We start from the raw sequence: 15,546 nt of genomic DNA, 5'->3' as shown, positions 1-15,546 counted from the left end.
ACTCTCTGAAATAAATAAGCTCATTCATTTAAACCTTAGCTGGTCTAATCGGTGTCGGGGGTATCTTTTTAAGCGCTAAACCCAAAAATAATGATCGTTCCATCCATTCTAAAGCAATTGACGAATCCATCTTATCCACCACTCGTAAAATGGGAAAAAACTTCCTTGATTACCACAGGCGTACATCCCTTTCTCAACCCCTGACAAACATTGATCATGTTATCACCTATCACAATGGCATTTTGGAGTTGTGGGGTAAACAAAATGATCATCGTTTGGATATTCAGGACTCTGCTGAAACCGAAGCACTAAAACCAACCTATAATATCTTGAAATCACTGTCTCATAATTCGGTGATATTAGACTGTGTTCTACGATCGATAAGTACGTATCAGGTCAGGACAAGTCAAGATGAGCTTGATTTGTTGAATCTGGTTGAACTACTGACCGAACTCCGCTCTAAGGATCCTCACTACATTAAACCTTATCAGGCAGCAATTGAGCAATTAATATTCATTGCTGATAAGGCCCGACTGTCTGCTTGTCTGCGTGAGATAGCTTGCTTACAGGCCCGATATTCAGGGGAAATCAGTTCTGTAAATGAAGGGTATCTAAAGCAAGCAGCAGAACTTCAATTGACTGGAATGCATCAAATTATTTCTCGCTGGAATTTGGCTTTTAATAAGACACGGGTACTCATTGCAGTCGCTGAGGGACCGAAAGAAGATCTGATAGAAGGTCAATATTTTGATGCGTTATATAAAGTAAAAGGCGAGGATAAACCCAACCTTGATTATGTAGTAATGCTGCCAAAACAGTTAGGCACAATTACTGGAGCATGTTTAATTGATAATTTAAGAGAACGATTGCTGAATCAAAGCATAGCAAAAAATATGCTGGGTTGTCCCAAAAAAATGGCTAGAGATGTCTTGGGACCCTATGCACCAGCTGTTCTGGAAAGACTATTCGCCTCCTACAGTCAATCCAGCAAAATCAAGCCTGATAGACATTCATTCTTCCACCAGGCAGTGGAAAAGGCTGTTAGCCTGCAAAATGCATCCTGTCCGAAAATTCAGGGATGATTTTTTTCCTATGCTGAAGCCGCCAGAAAAATGCTTGTTTCATGGCGGTTTCTATTTATTGAGCTTTATAGACTGCATGCCAATATTACCTGGAAAGATCCACCAGCAAATCGATAAATTTGTCATTGTCATTAACACAGGGAATTACTTTCAAACGCTGGCCAGTTAACTGCTGCCATTGCCTTTGAGCCTGTATACCGATTTCCTCCAGAGTTTCCAGACAATCAGCCACAAAAGAGGGGCAAACAACAGCCAGATCAGTTATGCCATCATTGGCAAGTTTAGTTAGCATTTCATCGGTGTAAGGTCTAATCCAGGGTGTTTTACCAAGGCGGGATTGAAAACTTTGGGTATACTGGGATTCAGTTAACCCGAGTTTTTGTGTGATCAATCGCGTTGTTTCATAGCATTGAGCTCGGTAGCAAAAATGATTCGCATTATTGATGGGCTCACACACGGGGTTGCAGATTTCGGCGCAGCCGCCCTTAATCAGCTGGCGCTCAGGCAGACCATGGTAGCTAAATAGATAATAGCTAGCAGGGGTTTGCCGGATTTGATCCGCATAGGCTTCAATAAAATCGTGATGCTGATAAAAATCCCTGATAATGCGTAACTCCGGTATAATCTGCCAGGACATGATTTTATTGAGGGTCGCTTCAACTGCACTGCCTGTTGCTGCAGAGGAATATTCAGGGAACAATGGGATAATGGTTATTTCCCGCAAGTCTTTTAAAGGCTCTAATGCCTGTTCAAGAGTAGGACTTCCATAGCGCATACCTAAGGAAACAACATAGTTCTCACCCAGTTTTTGCTGTAGTTTTTGGGCAATCTTTTCACTAATGCGCAACAAAGGAGAGCCATCATCACTCCAAATGGATTGATAGGCATGCGCTGATTTTTTGGGTCGAAAAGGCAGAATAAAACATTCCACTAAAATGGTTCGTATAGCAGCAGGCAGGTCTATAACGCGCTTATCGTGCAAGAACTCTCGCAAATACCGTCTGACATCAGAGATACTATCGGATGCTGGAGTGCCTAAATTGGTCAGTAATATCCCTTTCTTCATTACATTCTATCTTAGCCTAATGAAAATAATTAAGTAAATTATGTATGGAACTTCAGTTAAAAATCCAGATGAAAATCAGAGATAGCCCCTCAAAAAAAGATGTTTATGGTCTAGTATTAACATTAACGATTAACTCCAAATCAAAATGATCTATTAGGGAACAAAGGGAAATAAGGAGATACACTATGATGGCAGCAGATAGTCTCGTAAATCGCTTACACATTAATCCCAAGCATGAGTTAGCATCCAATACGCCGTTTATGCTCAGGATGTTGTTTAAAAAAGAAAATGATTTACCAGAAAAAACCGATATAGTTAATTTGTTTATTCAGTACATTCCACTTTATAAAGCGATGGAAACTCGATTGGAAGAGCTCACTAAAGAGAGAGCAGTGAGTTATCTGAATATTTTTTGTAAGGAACCATGGCTTAATCGATCCCATTTAGTTGAAGAAGATATTTCCGAAATGATTAACTATGTGCCTGATGAAGAGCAGCACAAACTTTTGCCGATAGACTACACATTTCCAGCAACCAAGGCTATGGCAAACGCTGTGGAGAAAGCAGATCCAATGCATTTATTAACTTATCTCACAGTTAGAAACCTGGCTGACTGCTATGGGGGGCAGGCACTGGGCCGCTTAAACCAGAGGGCATTTGGTGAGGAGCATCCGCTAAGCGCCAGGTTTTATAAAAGTGCATCACGACAAGCTAGAAACCTGGGCGAAGAGGTGAATAACCTGAATCTTTCCAGGGAAGAAGAACATAAGCTAATGCAAATTAGCGATGATTTTTTTCAAATGCATATCGACTTGTTTGAGGAAATGGAGGCAAGGAGACATAATGCATAAAGTCAAGGGGAGAGCCCGTTCCTGAATAGGATGGGGATGGTTCTCCTGTCTTTCAAAGGTGCTTGGATCTATTAAAGCCAACGCCCGAACAATGACCTCGTTCTTATTAACAGGCAAAAAAAAATTATTCAAATTTTGAAAATTAGCCTATGGTAATAAAACTGAGGGAGTTATTATGAAAAAAACAATAAGAATTGCTACAAGACAATCAAAGCTTGCATTGGCACAAGCTGACATTATCCAACGAAGACTATTATCTCGATTTAATGCTGAAATTGCAGTGGAAATCCTGCCTTTAATCACTCAGGGTGATTTGAATTTGGAAAAACCACTCTATGAAATAGGGGGTAAAGGCGTTTTTATTAAAGAAGTCGAGCAAGCATTAATCGATCAAAGAGCGGATATTGCTGTGCACAGTTTGAAAGATATAACATCAAACCTTGCTCCCGGCCTGGTTATGGCGGGATTTACTGAGCCAGAGGGCTATCGTGATGTGTTTATTCCTTCTAAGGATATAGAAGAGCTCGATAAAATTCCCTTAAATTCAACTATTGCCACTGGAAGTTTACGGCGTAAAGCCTTGCTAAAATTTCTACGGCCCGACTTAAAAACCTGTGATATTCGCGGCAATGTGCTCTCCCGGCTGGAAAAGATTAAAGCGCTGCCTGTCTGTGGAACTCTATTATCTGAAGCGGGATTGATAAGACTGGATATTGATTATTCACAAAGCCAGGCACTGGATCCAACCATTTTTATTCCTGCTCCCGGTCAAGGTGTTATCGGGCTGGAAACTCGTAAGGATGACTCCTTTGCAAGAGACCTTTGCAGACAAATCAGTGATGCTAAACAAGTGGATATCTCTACCGCCGAATTGGAATTTTTAATGAAAGTTGGGCTTGATTGCCGTTCTCCGCTTGGGCTGTACACTCAATATGACGGCAGTCATATGGCGATGAAACTGTTTTTAGCTAATGAGAAGATTGACAAATTTCTTCATAAAGATCGTTCTTTCCCTTATTCTGAATATAAAAACGAAGTGCATCAGCTGGCCAATGAAGCGCTTGCATGGATATCTGAGCGAGCAGGCGATAACTGATAGTTATTAAATGATTAAAAGCATGGGTAGGGGTTATGTATAAACAATCTGAAATAGAGTTTCAAAAATCTTCTGCGCTGATTCCAGGAGGTGTTAATTCCCCTGTCAGAGCATTTAAAGGAGTCGGCGGGCATCCTGTTTTTTTTAAAGACGCAAAAGGGGCTTATTTAACTGATGTGGATGATCAACGTTACATTGATTACATTGGTTCCTGGGGGCCTATGATCCTGGGGCATGGTAATGAACAAGTTGTTAACGCAGTCATACAGGCCGCTCAAAAAACCTTAAGTTTTGGGGCGCCCTCGGTAAATGAAACCGAACTGGCACAGCAGATAATTGAAATGATGCCGGCGATTGAAAAAATCCGCATGCTAAACTCAGGCACAGAAGCCGCTATGACAGCTGTTCGCCTTGCTCGCGGCTTCACCCAAAAAGATAAAATTATAAAATTTAATGGTTGTTATCATGGACATAGCGATGGATTATTGGCCAAGGCCGGATCAGGGATGCTGACTCTGGGTATTCCATCCACGCCGGGCATACCCAAAAGTGTGACCGAACATACCCTGGTGGCAGAATATAACAATATAGAAGATGTTGAAGCCTGCTTTGAGCAGTATAAAGACGATATTGCGGCGGTTATCATCGAGCCTATCGCAGGAAACATGGGCTTTGTGCGCGCAGATAAACAATTCCTGCTGCAATTAAGAGAGCTTTGTAATAAAAATCAGACCGTTTTGATTTTTGACGAGGTCATGAGCGGTTTTCGTGTGGCTCGCGGCGGTGCCCAGTCGATCTATGCTATTGAACCGGATTTGACGACGCTTGGAAAAGTGATTGGTGGAGGAATGCCCGTGGGTGCCTTGGGCGGCAGGAAAGAGATCATGGATTATCTGGCTCCGCTGGGTCCAGTCTATCAGGCGGGAACACTGTCGGGTTCTCCGGTTGCTATGGCGGCAGGATTGGCGACCCTGATGCAGCTTGATGATCAGGTATACCAGTTATTGGCTGAACGCTCGAAAGCACTGGTTAATGGCTTAATTGAGCGGGCTCAGGCCAGAAATGTTCCTCTGATTGCTGACTACGAAGGAGGAATGTTCGGATTTTTCTTTACAGAAGAGCCTGAAGTCCGTAATTTTAACCAGGTACAGAAAAGCAATGAATCACGATTCAAAACATTTTATCATGGCATGTTGAAATCAGGGATTTATCTTGCACCGTCTATGTATGAAGCGGGATTTGTATCCTGTTGTCACGGAGAAGAAGAGATTGCCAAAACCCTTGATGCAGCTGAAGAAGTGTTTAAGACTTTATAAATTTATAGCCTGGCGCGATTTTAACCTGGAGAGGGATTAATAATGTTATTTTTGTGGCTCAAAGCGTTTCATATCATTGCCATGGTCGCCTGGTTTGCTGGATTATTTTACTTGCCAAGGCTCTTCATTTACCACAATGAAGCTCGCGACAAAGTGAGTATCGAGCGCTTCAAGGTGATGGAATATCGGCTGTTTTATGCAATCACTTATCCTGCTGCAATTGTGACCACTATACTGGGCATTGGTTTAATTTCAATGAACTGGCATTACTATTCAAACGCCGTTTGGATGTGGCTCAAACTGTTTTTGGTCCTTCTACTTTGGGGATATCATATTCATTGCGGAATTTATTTAAAACGGTTTCGGGACGATAACAATAAACTTTCTACACGGTTCTTCAGAATTTTTAATGAAATACCGACATTATTTTTAATTTTGATCGTTATTCTGGTTGTCACCAGGCCGTTCTAGGAATGAAAACCCAGGGAACAAGTACGATATTGAGTATCGCAAAATCAGTCCTATACTTAAGTAAAGCAAGTGACGAAATCATGCCATCTTGGTCTACGAGGTATTTATGAGCAGCGGATTTTCGAGAAACCAGAAAATGGATAATATGGACCATCACAAGGGCCGTAAAAAAACGGCTCTGACCAGGTCTCATGGAAAAAGAGGTAAGCACACCCCGGAAAATAAAGAATCGTGGATTATTGAATTCATGGCAAACACCATTTTTAATGGCTAAGTTCTGATTTTGGTCTGCGGTTTGCTAATATAATTTCCTTTTACCGCAGATACTTATGGACCACAGATTAAAAAAAATTGCTCTTTTTTCCCTCCCGGTCAGTGCCAATAATCTTATTAATATTCTGGGAAATATTATCGGGGTTATTTTAGTCGCCCAGCTGGGGATAAAAGAGATAGCGGCAGTCAATATTTCAACATCGCTGTATATTGTTCTACTAACTATCACCAGTACCTGTACTTATGCTACTTCTATACTCACTGGTATAGAACTAGCTAAAGCCGAGAGTGGCCAGGATTCATCTCATGCCAGAGTCTTTCAGTCATCGATTATTGCTATTATTCTGTTTAGTCTGCCGATCGCGGTCATTATGTGGCATGGCAGCAACCTGTTGGAACTGGCTGGTCAGCCAGGCACACTGACTCAACTGACTGTACCGTATTTTCATTTTGCCAGCTTAGCCATTTTTGCCATTAATCTGGGAATGGTGAACTCACAATTTTGTATTGGCCTTAAAAAACCAAAAATCAGTCTTTATTTTTCTTTGCTTCGATTGCTGCTGATTAGCATATTATCCTATGGATTAATTTTAGGGCATATGGGTCTTCCCAAACTGGGAATTGCTGGCATTCCAGCTTCCGCTTTTTATGCGCAAAGCATCGTTTGTTTATTAATGTATGCTTATTTCATGGTGAGTCTCGATTTTAAGCGGTTAAACTTATTTAAACACTTTAAGCAATTAACCCTGAGTTCTCTCATCCGTTTTTACAAACTGGGTGTTCCTATTGGTGTTCAATTTGGTGGAGAACTAGCGGCAATATTCGTCAATACAATGATGATAGGCTACTTTGGCACAGATGCCCTGGCTGCTTCTCAGGTATCAATCCAGTACGGACTCTTACTGATCATGATTTTCCTGGGACTATCACAAACCCTTTCAGTATTCACCAGTATTAATTATCAGGAAAATCAGGTTCAAACTATCAAAAAGGACTGTCTCGCTGCTGTTAAATTGCATTCCATACTTTTTTTGGGGCTGGGAGTATTATTTGCTATTGCTTATAGGCCTCTGATTTCATTATATTTTGATGTTAATTTAGTGGAAAATTATTATTTGCTAAATTTAACATTAATCATTACTGCTATACGCTGGTTTATTCTCTACTTTGATGGATTACGAAGCCTTTTTGCCGGGGTCTTAAGGGGTTTGGGGCACTCGGCCTATCCGATGAAAATTGGTCTTTTTTGTTTATGGTTTATTTCCAACCTCTGCTCCTATCTAATTGGCTTTGTCTTGAACGGTGGAATTATTGGATTATGTATTGGATTTAGCAGCGGCTTCGTGGTAGCGTCTTTGTTGTTATGGCTTCGCTTAAATTCTCTTCTTAAAACGGAGTCAGAAAATATAAATGCTGAGTTCGTCAAACAACCTTAATCTTTTAGATATCTACATTTCTGAAAACACAGTCTGCTCTGGCTTCTACGTTCTTCAGCTCCGAGGGATCCAAAAAACTCATAGAGAAATACTGGACCCGTTACTGTATTGTGTTTCTAATTATCCTGTCATGTCTGTCAATGAGGGAATGCACTTCCTGAAGCATAGTCGAATCATGGTTTTTGCAAGATTCTTTTAATAGTAATGTGCCCATGTGGAGTAATACACCAGAGAGATCTTTTATAACTATTGATAACTTTTTATCATCGCTGTCTTTTGGTAAACAGGTTTGAACATGTTCAATATATTCCTTTAAATGGGCTCTTTCCATTTGAATTACTTTTTGCATGAAGTTGGTATCTAATTCTTTACAGAGTTGAAAGATCGATGCTTCAATGAACAGATCAAGCTCTACTTCTATTGCTTTACTCAATAAATTACATTTTTGTTCTGAAAGGGCAGCCAGGTCATCAATATCATAATAGGTAATATTTTCATATTTCCTAACCGTTGAACACACTGCGGGAGGCAAGGATGAATCAGAAATGAAAATATTTTTATCTTTGTCAAACATATCTAAATGGGAAGAATGAATAATTGTCTCGCTCACATTAGTCGCAGTAAAACAGGCATCAACATGGGGAAAATTTTCGACAATTTCATCGATGATACCAATATGATGGGCTGCGTTTCGTAAAAAACCGCAAACCCTGTCGGGGTTTCTGGAAACAATGTAGAGTTTTTTCGGCTCGTGCTTTAGAATCCTCTTCACGATTTCTGTACTCAATTTGCCAGAACCGAAGGTGACAAAGATTTTTTGTCTTGGATCCGGAAAATGTTTTTCAAACGCTTTTTCAAAGCAATTTGCCAGGGAGTTAACTGGTAGTGCCAAACTGTTGTGGATTTTTTTTGACGCTTTATACACATTCTGGTAAATAAAATTCAGCGTTTTGCCCGCAAGTTGATGGGTGGTGGCAATTTCCAGAGATTTCTTAACTTGACCGACAATATTTGTTTCACCAAATATTTTAGAATCCAAACCTGATATCACCCGGTAAATATGCTTTAAAGCCTCCATGCTTTGCATTACTCTAAAGCTTGCCTTAACTTCATCGTAATTAGTGCAGCATTTAAAAGCTATCCACGCAATAACTGCCTCAAGGTCACTTCCTAAAAATACTATTTCAAGGCGATTACAGGTTGAAATAATCAAGCCTTCCTTCACTATTTCAGCATATTTTAACTCTTTAACACGTGACTCCAAATCCTGAAATACAACACCGTATCGACTTCTGACTTCAACATTCATAAATCGATGTGACATGCTCAAACAATAAATACCTTTCATACTGGTCCCTTAGCTTGAATCCCTTAGTATCTATCTTTGACTATTTCATATCTAAAATTAGTCGCCTTTTGTGAAATATAGAAGAGATTGACTGCTTAGGCAAAAAAAACACAGTCTGTTTATTTTTGTTTTCATCATGTTAATGATAATCGTTCTCATTTTTAGCGTCTTTGCCAGAAAGAATTATTAGCTTTATGGATATCGTTAAAATAACAAACTATACTCAAAACCATGCCTATTCCTGTTACAAAGGCAATAACATCCACTCGATATGGCAATCTTATGAACCAATCATTACAGGGCTTACGCATTTTAAATACCCGACCACGAAAGCAGGCGCAAACCTTAAGCAAGGAGATTGCAGCAGCCGGGGGGGTTGCTATTGAATGTCCCACTCTTGAAATCGAAGCTTGTGATACCGCCTGGCTCAACTCATTACCTGGTTTGGATCAAGTACAGCATGCTATTTTTGTCAGCCCAAATGCCGCCTATATCAGTATGCAACATATGAATGAAAAACAGTTGCGCTGGCCAACAGATATGAATGTAATAGCCGTTGGCCAGGGCACAGCAAAAACTTTAAAAGAGTTCAATATTAAGGTAAACGCGATTCCCGCCACCCCAGACAGTGAGCATCTACTCGCACTTACTTCATTACAAGTCTTAAAAGATCAAACCGTACTATTATTTAAGGGCGAAGAGGGTAGAACACTGATTGAAGAAAGCCTCGTGAAAAAAGGAGCGAATTTATTCTGTGTGCCCGTATATCGACGAGTTATGCCACAAATAGATGGGCAGTTTATGAAGGCTTTATGGCATGATGATTTAGTCGACATTATCTTGCTGACAAGCGAGCAATCCATGCATAACCTATTCAAAATGCTTGGCATGGATGCACTCCCCTGGCTACAGCAGAAGCCTTGTGTGGTAATTAGCCAGCGGATTGCGGAAAAAGCAGCTTCTCTAGGCATAAAGAAAGTTATCCTCAGCCATCCTGAAAGAATGCTGGATGCTTTGTATGCTTATACAAAATAAGCCCTGGTATATCCAATGATGCATACTGCGGACAAGCCCCGAGGAATCCCCTCATTTTTTCATTCAAAAAATACGTAGCTTATCAGGTCAAAATGAATTTAATTAGCTCGGAAGAGGAATGAAATTAATGCCGTCAGTAGGCTTTCGAGCAGGGCTAATCCCTTAGGGTAATATAAGCTAAGGGGAAACCAGGCCTGATGGCGCTGTAGTTCCCCTTTTATGAGCGGCCGCTTATTTAGATTCAGGCCTTGCGGTCTCTGAATTTATTATTTCATTTACCCATTGAAACTGCCTATCTCTTTCCTGAAGAATGTTAATGGGCTCCTGTGCTTCTCTTTTATTCCTTTTTGTTTCAGAAAAAAAGCCGGCATTATATTTCTGATTTTCAAATTGCCCTTGCTGGTATAAGGCATGGTAGAGTTTGACTAATCGCCAGCTAAACACTAATACTTGCCCGGGGTTGTTGTCAGCTCTTGCCTTATGAAAGAATAATTGCTCCCTGACCGCTTCTGATACTTCTCTTTCTTCAAATACATAGTGTTTTAATTTCCCATACATTTTCTTCTTTTCTTTGCTATCGAGAGCTTTATCTGATTCTACGATATCATTCGACAATGCAATATCGTCAAGACTTCTTAGCACTACGAAATTTAAAGGATGGAGGGTGTGCATTTTTGACTGCAGATCCTCGCAACAGAGCAGATGCGGTATGCCGTTGGGAAAAATACGTCTTTTACTGACATTGTATTTTTCATGGGTAAGCCGATCGTCGCTATGCAGGTTAAGAAAACGAAGACCCGAAGCATCATCCAGTTTTAAATTTTTCGGCAAGTGGTCTGTGGTTAAATCCAAATTGATCATCGCGTCAATGCCCTGTTTCCAAACCAGAATACAATCATAATCGCTATGAGGCCCAAAAGGTTTGGCCCCCTTTTCATTTGCGTAGGAAAGACCGGTCACACTACTTCCTTTGAAGCATAGATACTCGGGCGGCTCATAGTTCGTTTCTTTATCTACGAAATTCCCCTTATCAAAATTAGTTACAAGGTAATTACAAAGGATGGCAAACTGATGATTGCTCATGCCTAATGGTAACTCATTGGAGCTAAGGGGTTGTCTTTCTGCGTTCCCCAAGACCCCTTCAGTGGAAGAAACGAGGGTTCTCTTAGACCCAATCTGAGTGCTAGAGGATTTCCTTAATCTTCCGATACTTAAATTCGGGGCCTTTTTATTAGTCTCAGTATGTCTTGGCGACTGGACATCCAGGCCGCCTGTTTTGTTTCTGTTTAAATTGATTTTTATTCCTTCCTCGACTTCCCGCATAAATTTTTCTGTCTTGGCCTCAATAATTTCCTCCATTGTTAAATCAGTATGAAGTGATTCTTCTTCAATTTCCTTTTTCAATTGGTTAAGCTTCCCACACCAACGCTCGATACATTTCTTGCGCCGCTGTTCATCTTCAAAATAATGATTGGCCAATATTGTTATCTTTTGCTTAACGAAATACGCCAGGAAGGATGGATTGAGTTCATGTTTACTTTGCATTACACACCTGTGAGCTGTTAGATTAATGTACAAATTATATACTCAATGGGTAAATATTATTAATAGGTAATTAGGAAAATAATTATTTCCATTTTAAACAAAGGGTCTTGTCAGCGATAAAAATTAATTATTTAACTAACCTGTCATCTTTGCGACAACGTGAAGCAATCCAGATCAATTCCTGGGGAGAGGATTATGAACTGGGTTGCTTCGCTCACGCTCGCAAAGACAGCCTTTGGCACTCCTATTTTCAATTACGCGGCAATGCCTTCGCGGAATGACAGCGCCTCTTTCTTATCGAACTGCGAAACTATTCATACGGGTTAGGCTCATACAGTAAAACGCCGTTGCCCTGACGTAACAAAGTCTTCATAATAAAAAAACGGTGATGAATTCCATTAAATCAGAGTTCTGCTTTGTACTCTGTTCTAAAATTAGTGTATGAAAATGATAAAATCCTGGCTGAATACGAAATTAAAAAAACTGACGGATGATGCGGCTCTCAGTGAGCAGTCAGTGTCTTATGCCTCCAAAAAAGCGCAGCCCAATGCTGATTTTTACAAAAACTATTTCTCCCTCATCGCAGATGGTGCACGTCTTAAGCTGGTTGAAGCAATGTTCAACCTGAATCTCTTTGATTTATTTGAAGGCAGGGAATACGTTTTAGAAAGCGAAATCATTGAAAAACTGGGATTAATGCCGATTCGTGCCAAAAAATGGCTGCATCTCTTAAGCAGTGAGCATTTTTTAGTAAAAGCGAAATCCAGAGACTACCGAGTTGCTTACCGACTGCCCGACGAATTCATCGAAATAATCAATAGCGATAAATGGTGGGGGATGAAATTCTTTTTTAATACCTGGCAGGTCGCCGCTGAGGAAAATTTAAGTGATGTATTGCGCTATGGCAAGGTAAAAATCAGTGTCTCCTGGCCGCCGAAAACTGATGGCGAAGTTCAGTGGCTGGAGGACTGGATGAGAAATACCATCCGCCGGCCCGCTGAACGTTTTCTGGAGTCTATTGATTTCACAAAAATCAATACCGTGCTTGATGTGGGCGGCGGCGATGGATCATTGGCCTGTCACCTGGTGAATGCATATCCTCATTTAAAAATGGCAGTATACAATTTACCCAAGTCCGCGGTGCTGGCTCGAGAGAATATTGAAGCCCAGGGATTAACTCAGAAGATAAACGTAGTGGAAGGCGACTTTATCGCGGACGATGCGTTTCCCACCGGTTTTGACCTGCTTCTTTTTTCGCGGGTTTTATATGACTGGGATGAAGCTGTAAACAGAAAGTTATTAAGAATGGCTTATCAGGCCTTGCAAAAAAATGGTTTGGTCGCCATTTGTGAAACATTTAAAGAAAATAATAATGATCTTTGTCTGTCTGCAGAATACCGCTACATGTTCCATGATGATTTTGCTCCTCATGTCATGAAAGCTGCTGCAGACTATTACAGGATGCTGGAGAAAATTGGATTTACTGTCATTTTGCCCACAACAAAAAAAACAGATGTTCTGTATTATTCAATTATTGTTGCGCGTAAATGATGGGTAAGTGCTTATAAAATGCCCACTACATACGAATTAAGAATCAAACAAACAGAAGATATGCTAGGCCAGTTTGAGCGCTCTTATGAGGCCTTAAGCTGGTCTAAACAAAGAATAAGCGAGCATCGAAATTATCAGTTAAGAAAACTTCTGCACTACGCTAAAAAACACTCGCCCTGGTATCAGAAACAATTAGCTCATATTAATCTCGAGCTGTTCACAGAAGAACGGCTTCCAGAAATTCCCGCTATGGATAAAAAAACCTTAATGGATAACTGGGATGAAATAGTCACTGATAAGCGGCTGTCGCTCAAGTTGGTTGAAGACCATATTGATAAGATGAAAGACGATGGAGAGACCTTATATTTACTGGATGAATATCATGTACTGGCAACGAGCGGTTCCAGTGGTAAAAGAGCAATTTATGTCTATAACTGGGATGAATGGAATACCTACTATTTGCACAGCGTACGTTATGCGTCGCGCCAGCCAATCCCGCGCAGGGCAAACCAGGACGCTAAAAAATTAAAAATGGCAATGATCCTGATTTCAAACACTGTCTATGCCATGTATTCAATGATAAAGACTTTTCAACATGATCATGTTGAGCAGTTTCATATTTCAATTACCCAGCCAACCGAGCAAATCATTAATGAATTAAATACAATTCAACCGGATTATTTACTGGGAACACCAACCACGATTGCAAGAATATGCCATGAACCTTACGTGAACCGCTTAAAGATTGACCCTGTACTAGTTTCTGTTTCAGGTGAACCTTTATTCACTCCCATCCGTCAGTTAATTGAAAAAGCATGGCCTAATGCCAGAATCAATAATGCCTATGGCTGCTCTGAAGGTCTGGCAGGGAGTAATTGCGGGGTCAATAGCCGGGAAATGCATCTGAATGAGGATGGCTGTATCCTTGAGCCCGTTGATGCAGAAGAGCAGCGAGTTCCTCTGGGTGTGATTCCTCAGAAAATGTATTTAACGAATTTGTATTTTTATACCTTGCCGCTCATACGCTATGAATTCTTTGATCAATTATTGTTTTTAGATAAACCCTGTATTTGCGGGAGCAACCATCAATTAATTGCAGAGCCAGAGGGACGTCCTGAATATGATTTTATGTACCCCGGAAATGTATTTGTACATCATCTAGCCTTTGTCACACCGCTGTTACTTGAAAAAAATATTCAGGAATATCAGGTCGTGCAAACCGAAAAAGGCGCTCATGTCAGGGTAATGACTACAGGACTGATTAATAAGCAGCTGATATCTCAATCTATAGGCCATTCTTTAAAACAAGCCGGTCTGGAAAGACCTGAAATCAGCTTTGAGGAAGTTACGGAGTTTGAATATTTGTCCTCAGGGAAATTGCGCCGATTTTTAAAGTTGAGATGAGGGAAAATGTATTCTTTTAACGGCTAGAGGGAGAGGGCGAAATTAACAGTCACTGCCAATAAGTTAAGCATTCTTGTCCTTCCCGCGAAGGCGCGCCCTTCGCGGGGGATAACAGTTTAATATAAAAACTGTGTTTAACTTGATGGCCTTGGGGTTTAGCCTCTCCTTTAAAATTCCTCCAGCTCTTCTCTTAAACGTTTTTCTTCGAGTATATCTTCAATTCGCCTTCGCCGTTCCAGCCGTTTGCTGGAAGCAGTTTCGCATACTGCATCATCTATACTGTGGTCGTCATTTATTTCAGATTCAAATTCATTAAAATCCTGCGATTCCATGCAACCTCCTTTTGCTGTTGGCAGCTTCCATTTGAATTGCCTCATACAAAATAACAGAAATCAGGGGCGAGATTCAATGAGTTTTGTTTGTCTGTGATCCTCTCTCCCCTGAAGGGCGAGAGGACTTTAAAGAAGGTTCCGTTTAAAAAGAAAATCCCCTCTCCCTTTGGAAGAGGACTAGGGAGAGTGTTAATTATACCTACATAATCAGTTAATTTTGTGACAAATTATCAGACTCTGAATCCAGTTCCTTTTCGATAGCGTTAATAAAGCGTGTCGAATCGGGGGCGGTGGTTGAAAAAAAATAAGTGACCAGTTCGCCATTTCGATTAATCAGGTATTTATGAAAATTCCATTTGGGGGCACTGCCAAATCCTAATGTTTTATGAGCCCATTGAAAAAAAGGGTGGGCGTTTTTTCCGGTAACAACTTCTTTGCCAGTCATAGGAAAGGTCACGCCATAATTAATCTGGCAAAATTGACCGATTTCTTCTTCTGTTCCCGGCTCCTGTTTTCCAAAATCATTGGAGGGCACACCAAGAATCACCAGGCCGCGATCTTTATAGTCCTGGTATAATTTTTCGAGACCCGCATATTGAGGTGTAAAGCCACATTTTGAGGCAGTATTCACAACGATTAACACTTTGCCTTTAAAATTCGCTAGCGGGAGATCTTGCCCTCCGGCTAATTGATGAAATGAATAGTGATACGCAGTATCAGTCGCGATTGTCATAGGTAAA

General features: G+C 40.7%; 15 protein-coding genes. 10 read left to right on the top strand and 5 right to left on the bottom strand.

Features of this window, described 5'->3' with window-relative positions; all coding sequences use genetic code 11:
• Window positions 1-149: 149 nt before the first annotated feature.
• Window positions 150-1,082, top strand: coding sequence for a hypothetical protein (locus DYH61_RS12035; protein ID WP_058507765.1), 933 nt, complete (start codon window positions 150-152; stop codon window positions 1,080-1,082).
• An 85-nt stretch (window positions 1,083-1,167) separates the two neighbouring features.
• Here the strand turns inward: DYH61_RS12035 and hemH are convergent, their stop codons facing one another.
• On the bottom strand, window positions 1,168-2,148 hold the full coding sequence (gene hemH / locus DYH61_RS12030; RefSeq protein WP_058507764.1) for a ferrochelatase: 981 nt from the start codon (window positions 2,146-2,148) through the stop codon (window positions 1,168-1,170).
• 185 nt (window positions 2,149-2,333) lie between these two features.
• On the opposite strand from hemH, the gene DYH61_RS12025 reads away from it, so the two are divergent.
• The 6 genes from DYH61_RS12025 to DYH61_RS12005 all read left to right on the top strand — a co-directional run bounded on the left by DYH61_RS12025 (window position 2,334) and on the right by DYH61_RS12005 (window position 7,591).
• Window positions 2,334-2,999 carry a biliverdin-producing heme oxygenase gene (locus DYH61_RS12025; RefSeq protein ID WP_058507763.1) on the top strand — a complete coding sequence of 222 codons (666 nt, stop codon included), beginning with the start codon at window positions 2,334-2,336 and terminating at the stop codon, window positions 2,997-2,999.
• Between the two features lie 175 nt (window positions 3,000-3,174).
• Window positions 3,175-4,095, top strand: a complete 921-nt coding sequence (gene hemC, locus DYH61_RS12020) for a hydroxymethylbilane synthase (protein WP_058507762.1) — start codon at window positions 3,175-3,177, stop codon at window positions 4,093-4,095.
• A gap of 35 nt (window positions 4,096-4,130) precedes the next feature.
• Entirely contained in the window at window positions 4,131-5,411 is a 1,281-nt protein-coding gene (gene hemL, locus DYH61_RS12015) for a glutamate-1-semialdehyde 2,1-aminomutase (RefSeq protein ID WP_058507761.1), read from the top strand.
• Window positions 5,412-5,453: 42 nt separating this feature from the next.
• Window positions 5,454-5,882, top strand: a complete 429-nt coding sequence (gene hemJ, locus DYH61_RS12010) for a protoporphyrinogen oxidase HemJ (RefSeq protein WP_058507760.1) — start codon at window positions 5,454-5,456, stop codon at window positions 5,880-5,882.
• Window positions 5,883-5,988: 106 nt separating this feature from the next.
• Window positions 5,989-6,156 (top strand): hypothetical protein, encoded by a 168-nt coding sequence (locus tag DYH61_RS15695; protein WP_157072298.1) that lies wholly within the window; start codon window positions 5,989-5,991, stop codon window positions 6,154-6,156.
• Between the two features lie 55 nt (window positions 6,157-6,211).
• Window positions 6,212-7,591, top strand: a complete 1,380-nt coding sequence (locus DYH61_RS12005) for an MATE family efflux transporter (protein ID WP_058507759.1) — start codon at window positions 6,212-6,214, stop codon at window positions 7,589-7,591.
• 100 nt (window positions 7,592-7,691) lie between these two features.
• Here the strand turns inward: DYH61_RS12005 and DYH61_RS12000 are convergent, their stop codons facing one another.
• Window positions 7,692-8,939, bottom strand: a complete 1,248-nt coding sequence (locus DYH61_RS12000) for a glutamyl-tRNA reductase (protein ID WP_058507758.1) — start codon at window positions 8,937-8,939, stop codon at window positions 7,692-7,694.
• Window positions 8,940-9,221: 282 nt separating this feature from the next.
• Here DYH61_RS12000 and DYH61_RS11995 point away from each other — a divergent pair, with 282 nt between their 5' ends.
• Complete coding sequence (locus DYH61_RS11995) at window positions 9,222-9,974, top strand: uroporphyrinogen-III synthase (RefSeq protein ID WP_058507757.1); 753 nt, start codon at window positions 9,222-9,224, stop codon at window positions 9,972-9,974.
• 231 nt (window positions 9,975-10,205) lie between these two features.
• On the opposite strand, the gene DYH61_RS11990 is transcribed toward DYH61_RS11995, so the two are convergent.
• The gene (locus DYH61_RS11990; protein WP_058507756.1) at window positions 10,206-11,519 is read right to left on the bottom strand and encodes a hypothetical protein; all 1,314 of its coding nucleotides are present in this window, start codon (window positions 11,517-11,519) and stop codon (window positions 10,206-10,208) included.
• A 441-nt stretch (window positions 11,520-11,960) separates the two neighbouring features.
• On the opposite strand from DYH61_RS11990, the gene DYH61_RS11985 reads away from it, so the two are divergent.
• On the top strand, window positions 11,961-13,070 hold the full coding sequence (locus DYH61_RS11985) for a methyltransferase (RefSeq protein WP_058507755.1): 1,110 nt from the start codon (window positions 11,961-11,963) through the stop codon (window positions 13,068-13,070).
• A gap of 18 nt (window positions 13,071-13,088) precedes the next feature.
• Window positions 13,089-14,474, top strand: coding sequence for a phenylacetate--CoA ligase family protein (locus tag DYH61_RS11980; protein ID WP_058507754.1), 1,386 nt, complete (start codon window positions 13,089-13,091; stop codon window positions 14,472-14,474).
• 167 nt (window positions 14,475-14,641) lie between these two features.
• Here DYH61_RS11980 and DYH61_RS15690 read toward each other — a convergent pair whose 3' ends face one another.
• Both DYH61_RS15690 and DYH61_RS11975 read right to left on the bottom strand, forming a co-directional pair.
• Window positions 14,642-14,806 (bottom strand): PA3496 family putative envelope integrity protein, encoded by a 165-nt coding sequence (locus DYH61_RS15690; protein WP_164480537.1) that lies wholly within the window; start codon window positions 14,804-14,806, stop codon window positions 14,642-14,644.
• A gap of 211 nt (window positions 14,807-15,017) precedes the next feature.
• The gene (locus tag DYH61_RS11975) at window positions 15,018-15,539 is read right to left on the bottom strand and encodes a glutathione peroxidase (protein ID WP_058507753.1); all 522 of its coding nucleotides are present in this window, start codon (window positions 15,537-15,539) and stop codon (window positions 15,018-15,020) included.
• Window positions 15,540-15,546: the final 7 nt, after the last annotated feature.

The organism is Legionella quinlivanii, from assembly GCF_900461555.1.
GTDB lineage: Bacteria > Pseudomonadota > Gammaproteobacteria > Legionellales > Legionellaceae > Legionella_C > Legionella_C quinlivanii.
Note: the sequence above shows the minus strand (reverse complement) of the source record. Positions and strands in the feature narration are given on the sequence as shown.

Bases quoted from the DNA above. Each gene is read 5' to 3' on its own strand.
- DYH61_RS12025 (WP_058507763.1), top strand. From the start codon at position 2,334: ATGATGGCAGCAGATAGTCTCGTAAATCGCTTACACATTAATCCCAAG.
- DYH61_RS11975 (WP_058507753.1), bottom strand. From the start codon at position 15,539: ATGACAATCGCGACTGATACTGCGTATCACTATTCATTTCATCAATTA.
- hemH (WP_058507764.1), bottom strand. From the start codon at position 2,148: ATGAAGAAAGGGATATTACTGACCAATTTAGGCACTCCAGCATCCGAT.
- DYH61_RS12000 (WP_058507758.1), bottom strand. From the start codon at position 8,939: ATGAAAGGTATTTATTGTTTGAGCATGTCACATCGATTTATGAATGTT.
- DYH61_RS11995 (WP_058507757.1), top strand. From the start codon at position 9,222: ATGAACCAATCATTACAGGGCTTACGCATTTTAAATACCCGACCACGA.
- DYH61_RS12005 (WP_058507759.1), top strand. From the start codon at position 6,212: ATGGACCACAGATTAAAAAAAATTGCTCTTTTTTCCCTCCCGGTCAGT.
- DYH61_RS15695 (WP_157072298.1), top strand. From the start codon at position 5,989: ATGAGCAGCGGATTTTCGAGAAACCAGAAAATGGATAATATGGACCAT.
- hemJ (WP_058507760.1), top strand. From the start codon at position 5,454: ATGTTATTTTTGTGGCTCAAAGCGTTTCATATCATTGCCATGGTCGCC.
- DYH61_RS12035 (WP_058507765.1), top strand. From the start codon at position 150: ATGGGAAAAAACTTCCTTGATTACCACAGGCGTACATCCCTTTCTCAA.
- hemC (WP_058507762.1), top strand. From the start codon at position 3,175: ATGAAAAAAACAATAAGAATTGCTACAAGACAATCAAAGCTTGCATTG.
- DYH61_RS15690 (WP_164480537.1), bottom strand. From the start codon at position 14,806: ATGGAATCGCAGGATTTTAATGAATTTGAATCTGAAATAAATGACGAC.
- hemL (WP_058507761.1), top strand. From the start codon at position 4,131: ATGTATAAACAATCTGAAATAGAGTTTCAAAAATCTTCTGCGCTGATT.
- DYH61_RS11980 (WP_058507754.1), top strand. From the start codon at position 13,089: ATGCCCACTACATACGAATTAAGAATCAAACAAACAGAAGATATGCTA.
- DYH61_RS11990 (WP_058507756.1), bottom strand. From the start codon at position 11,519: ATGCAAAGTAAACATGAACTCAATCCATCCTTCCTGGCGTATTTCGTT.
- DYH61_RS11985 (WP_058507755.1), top strand. From the start codon at position 11,961: ATGAAAATGATAAAATCCTGGCTGAATACGAAATTAAAAAAACTGACG.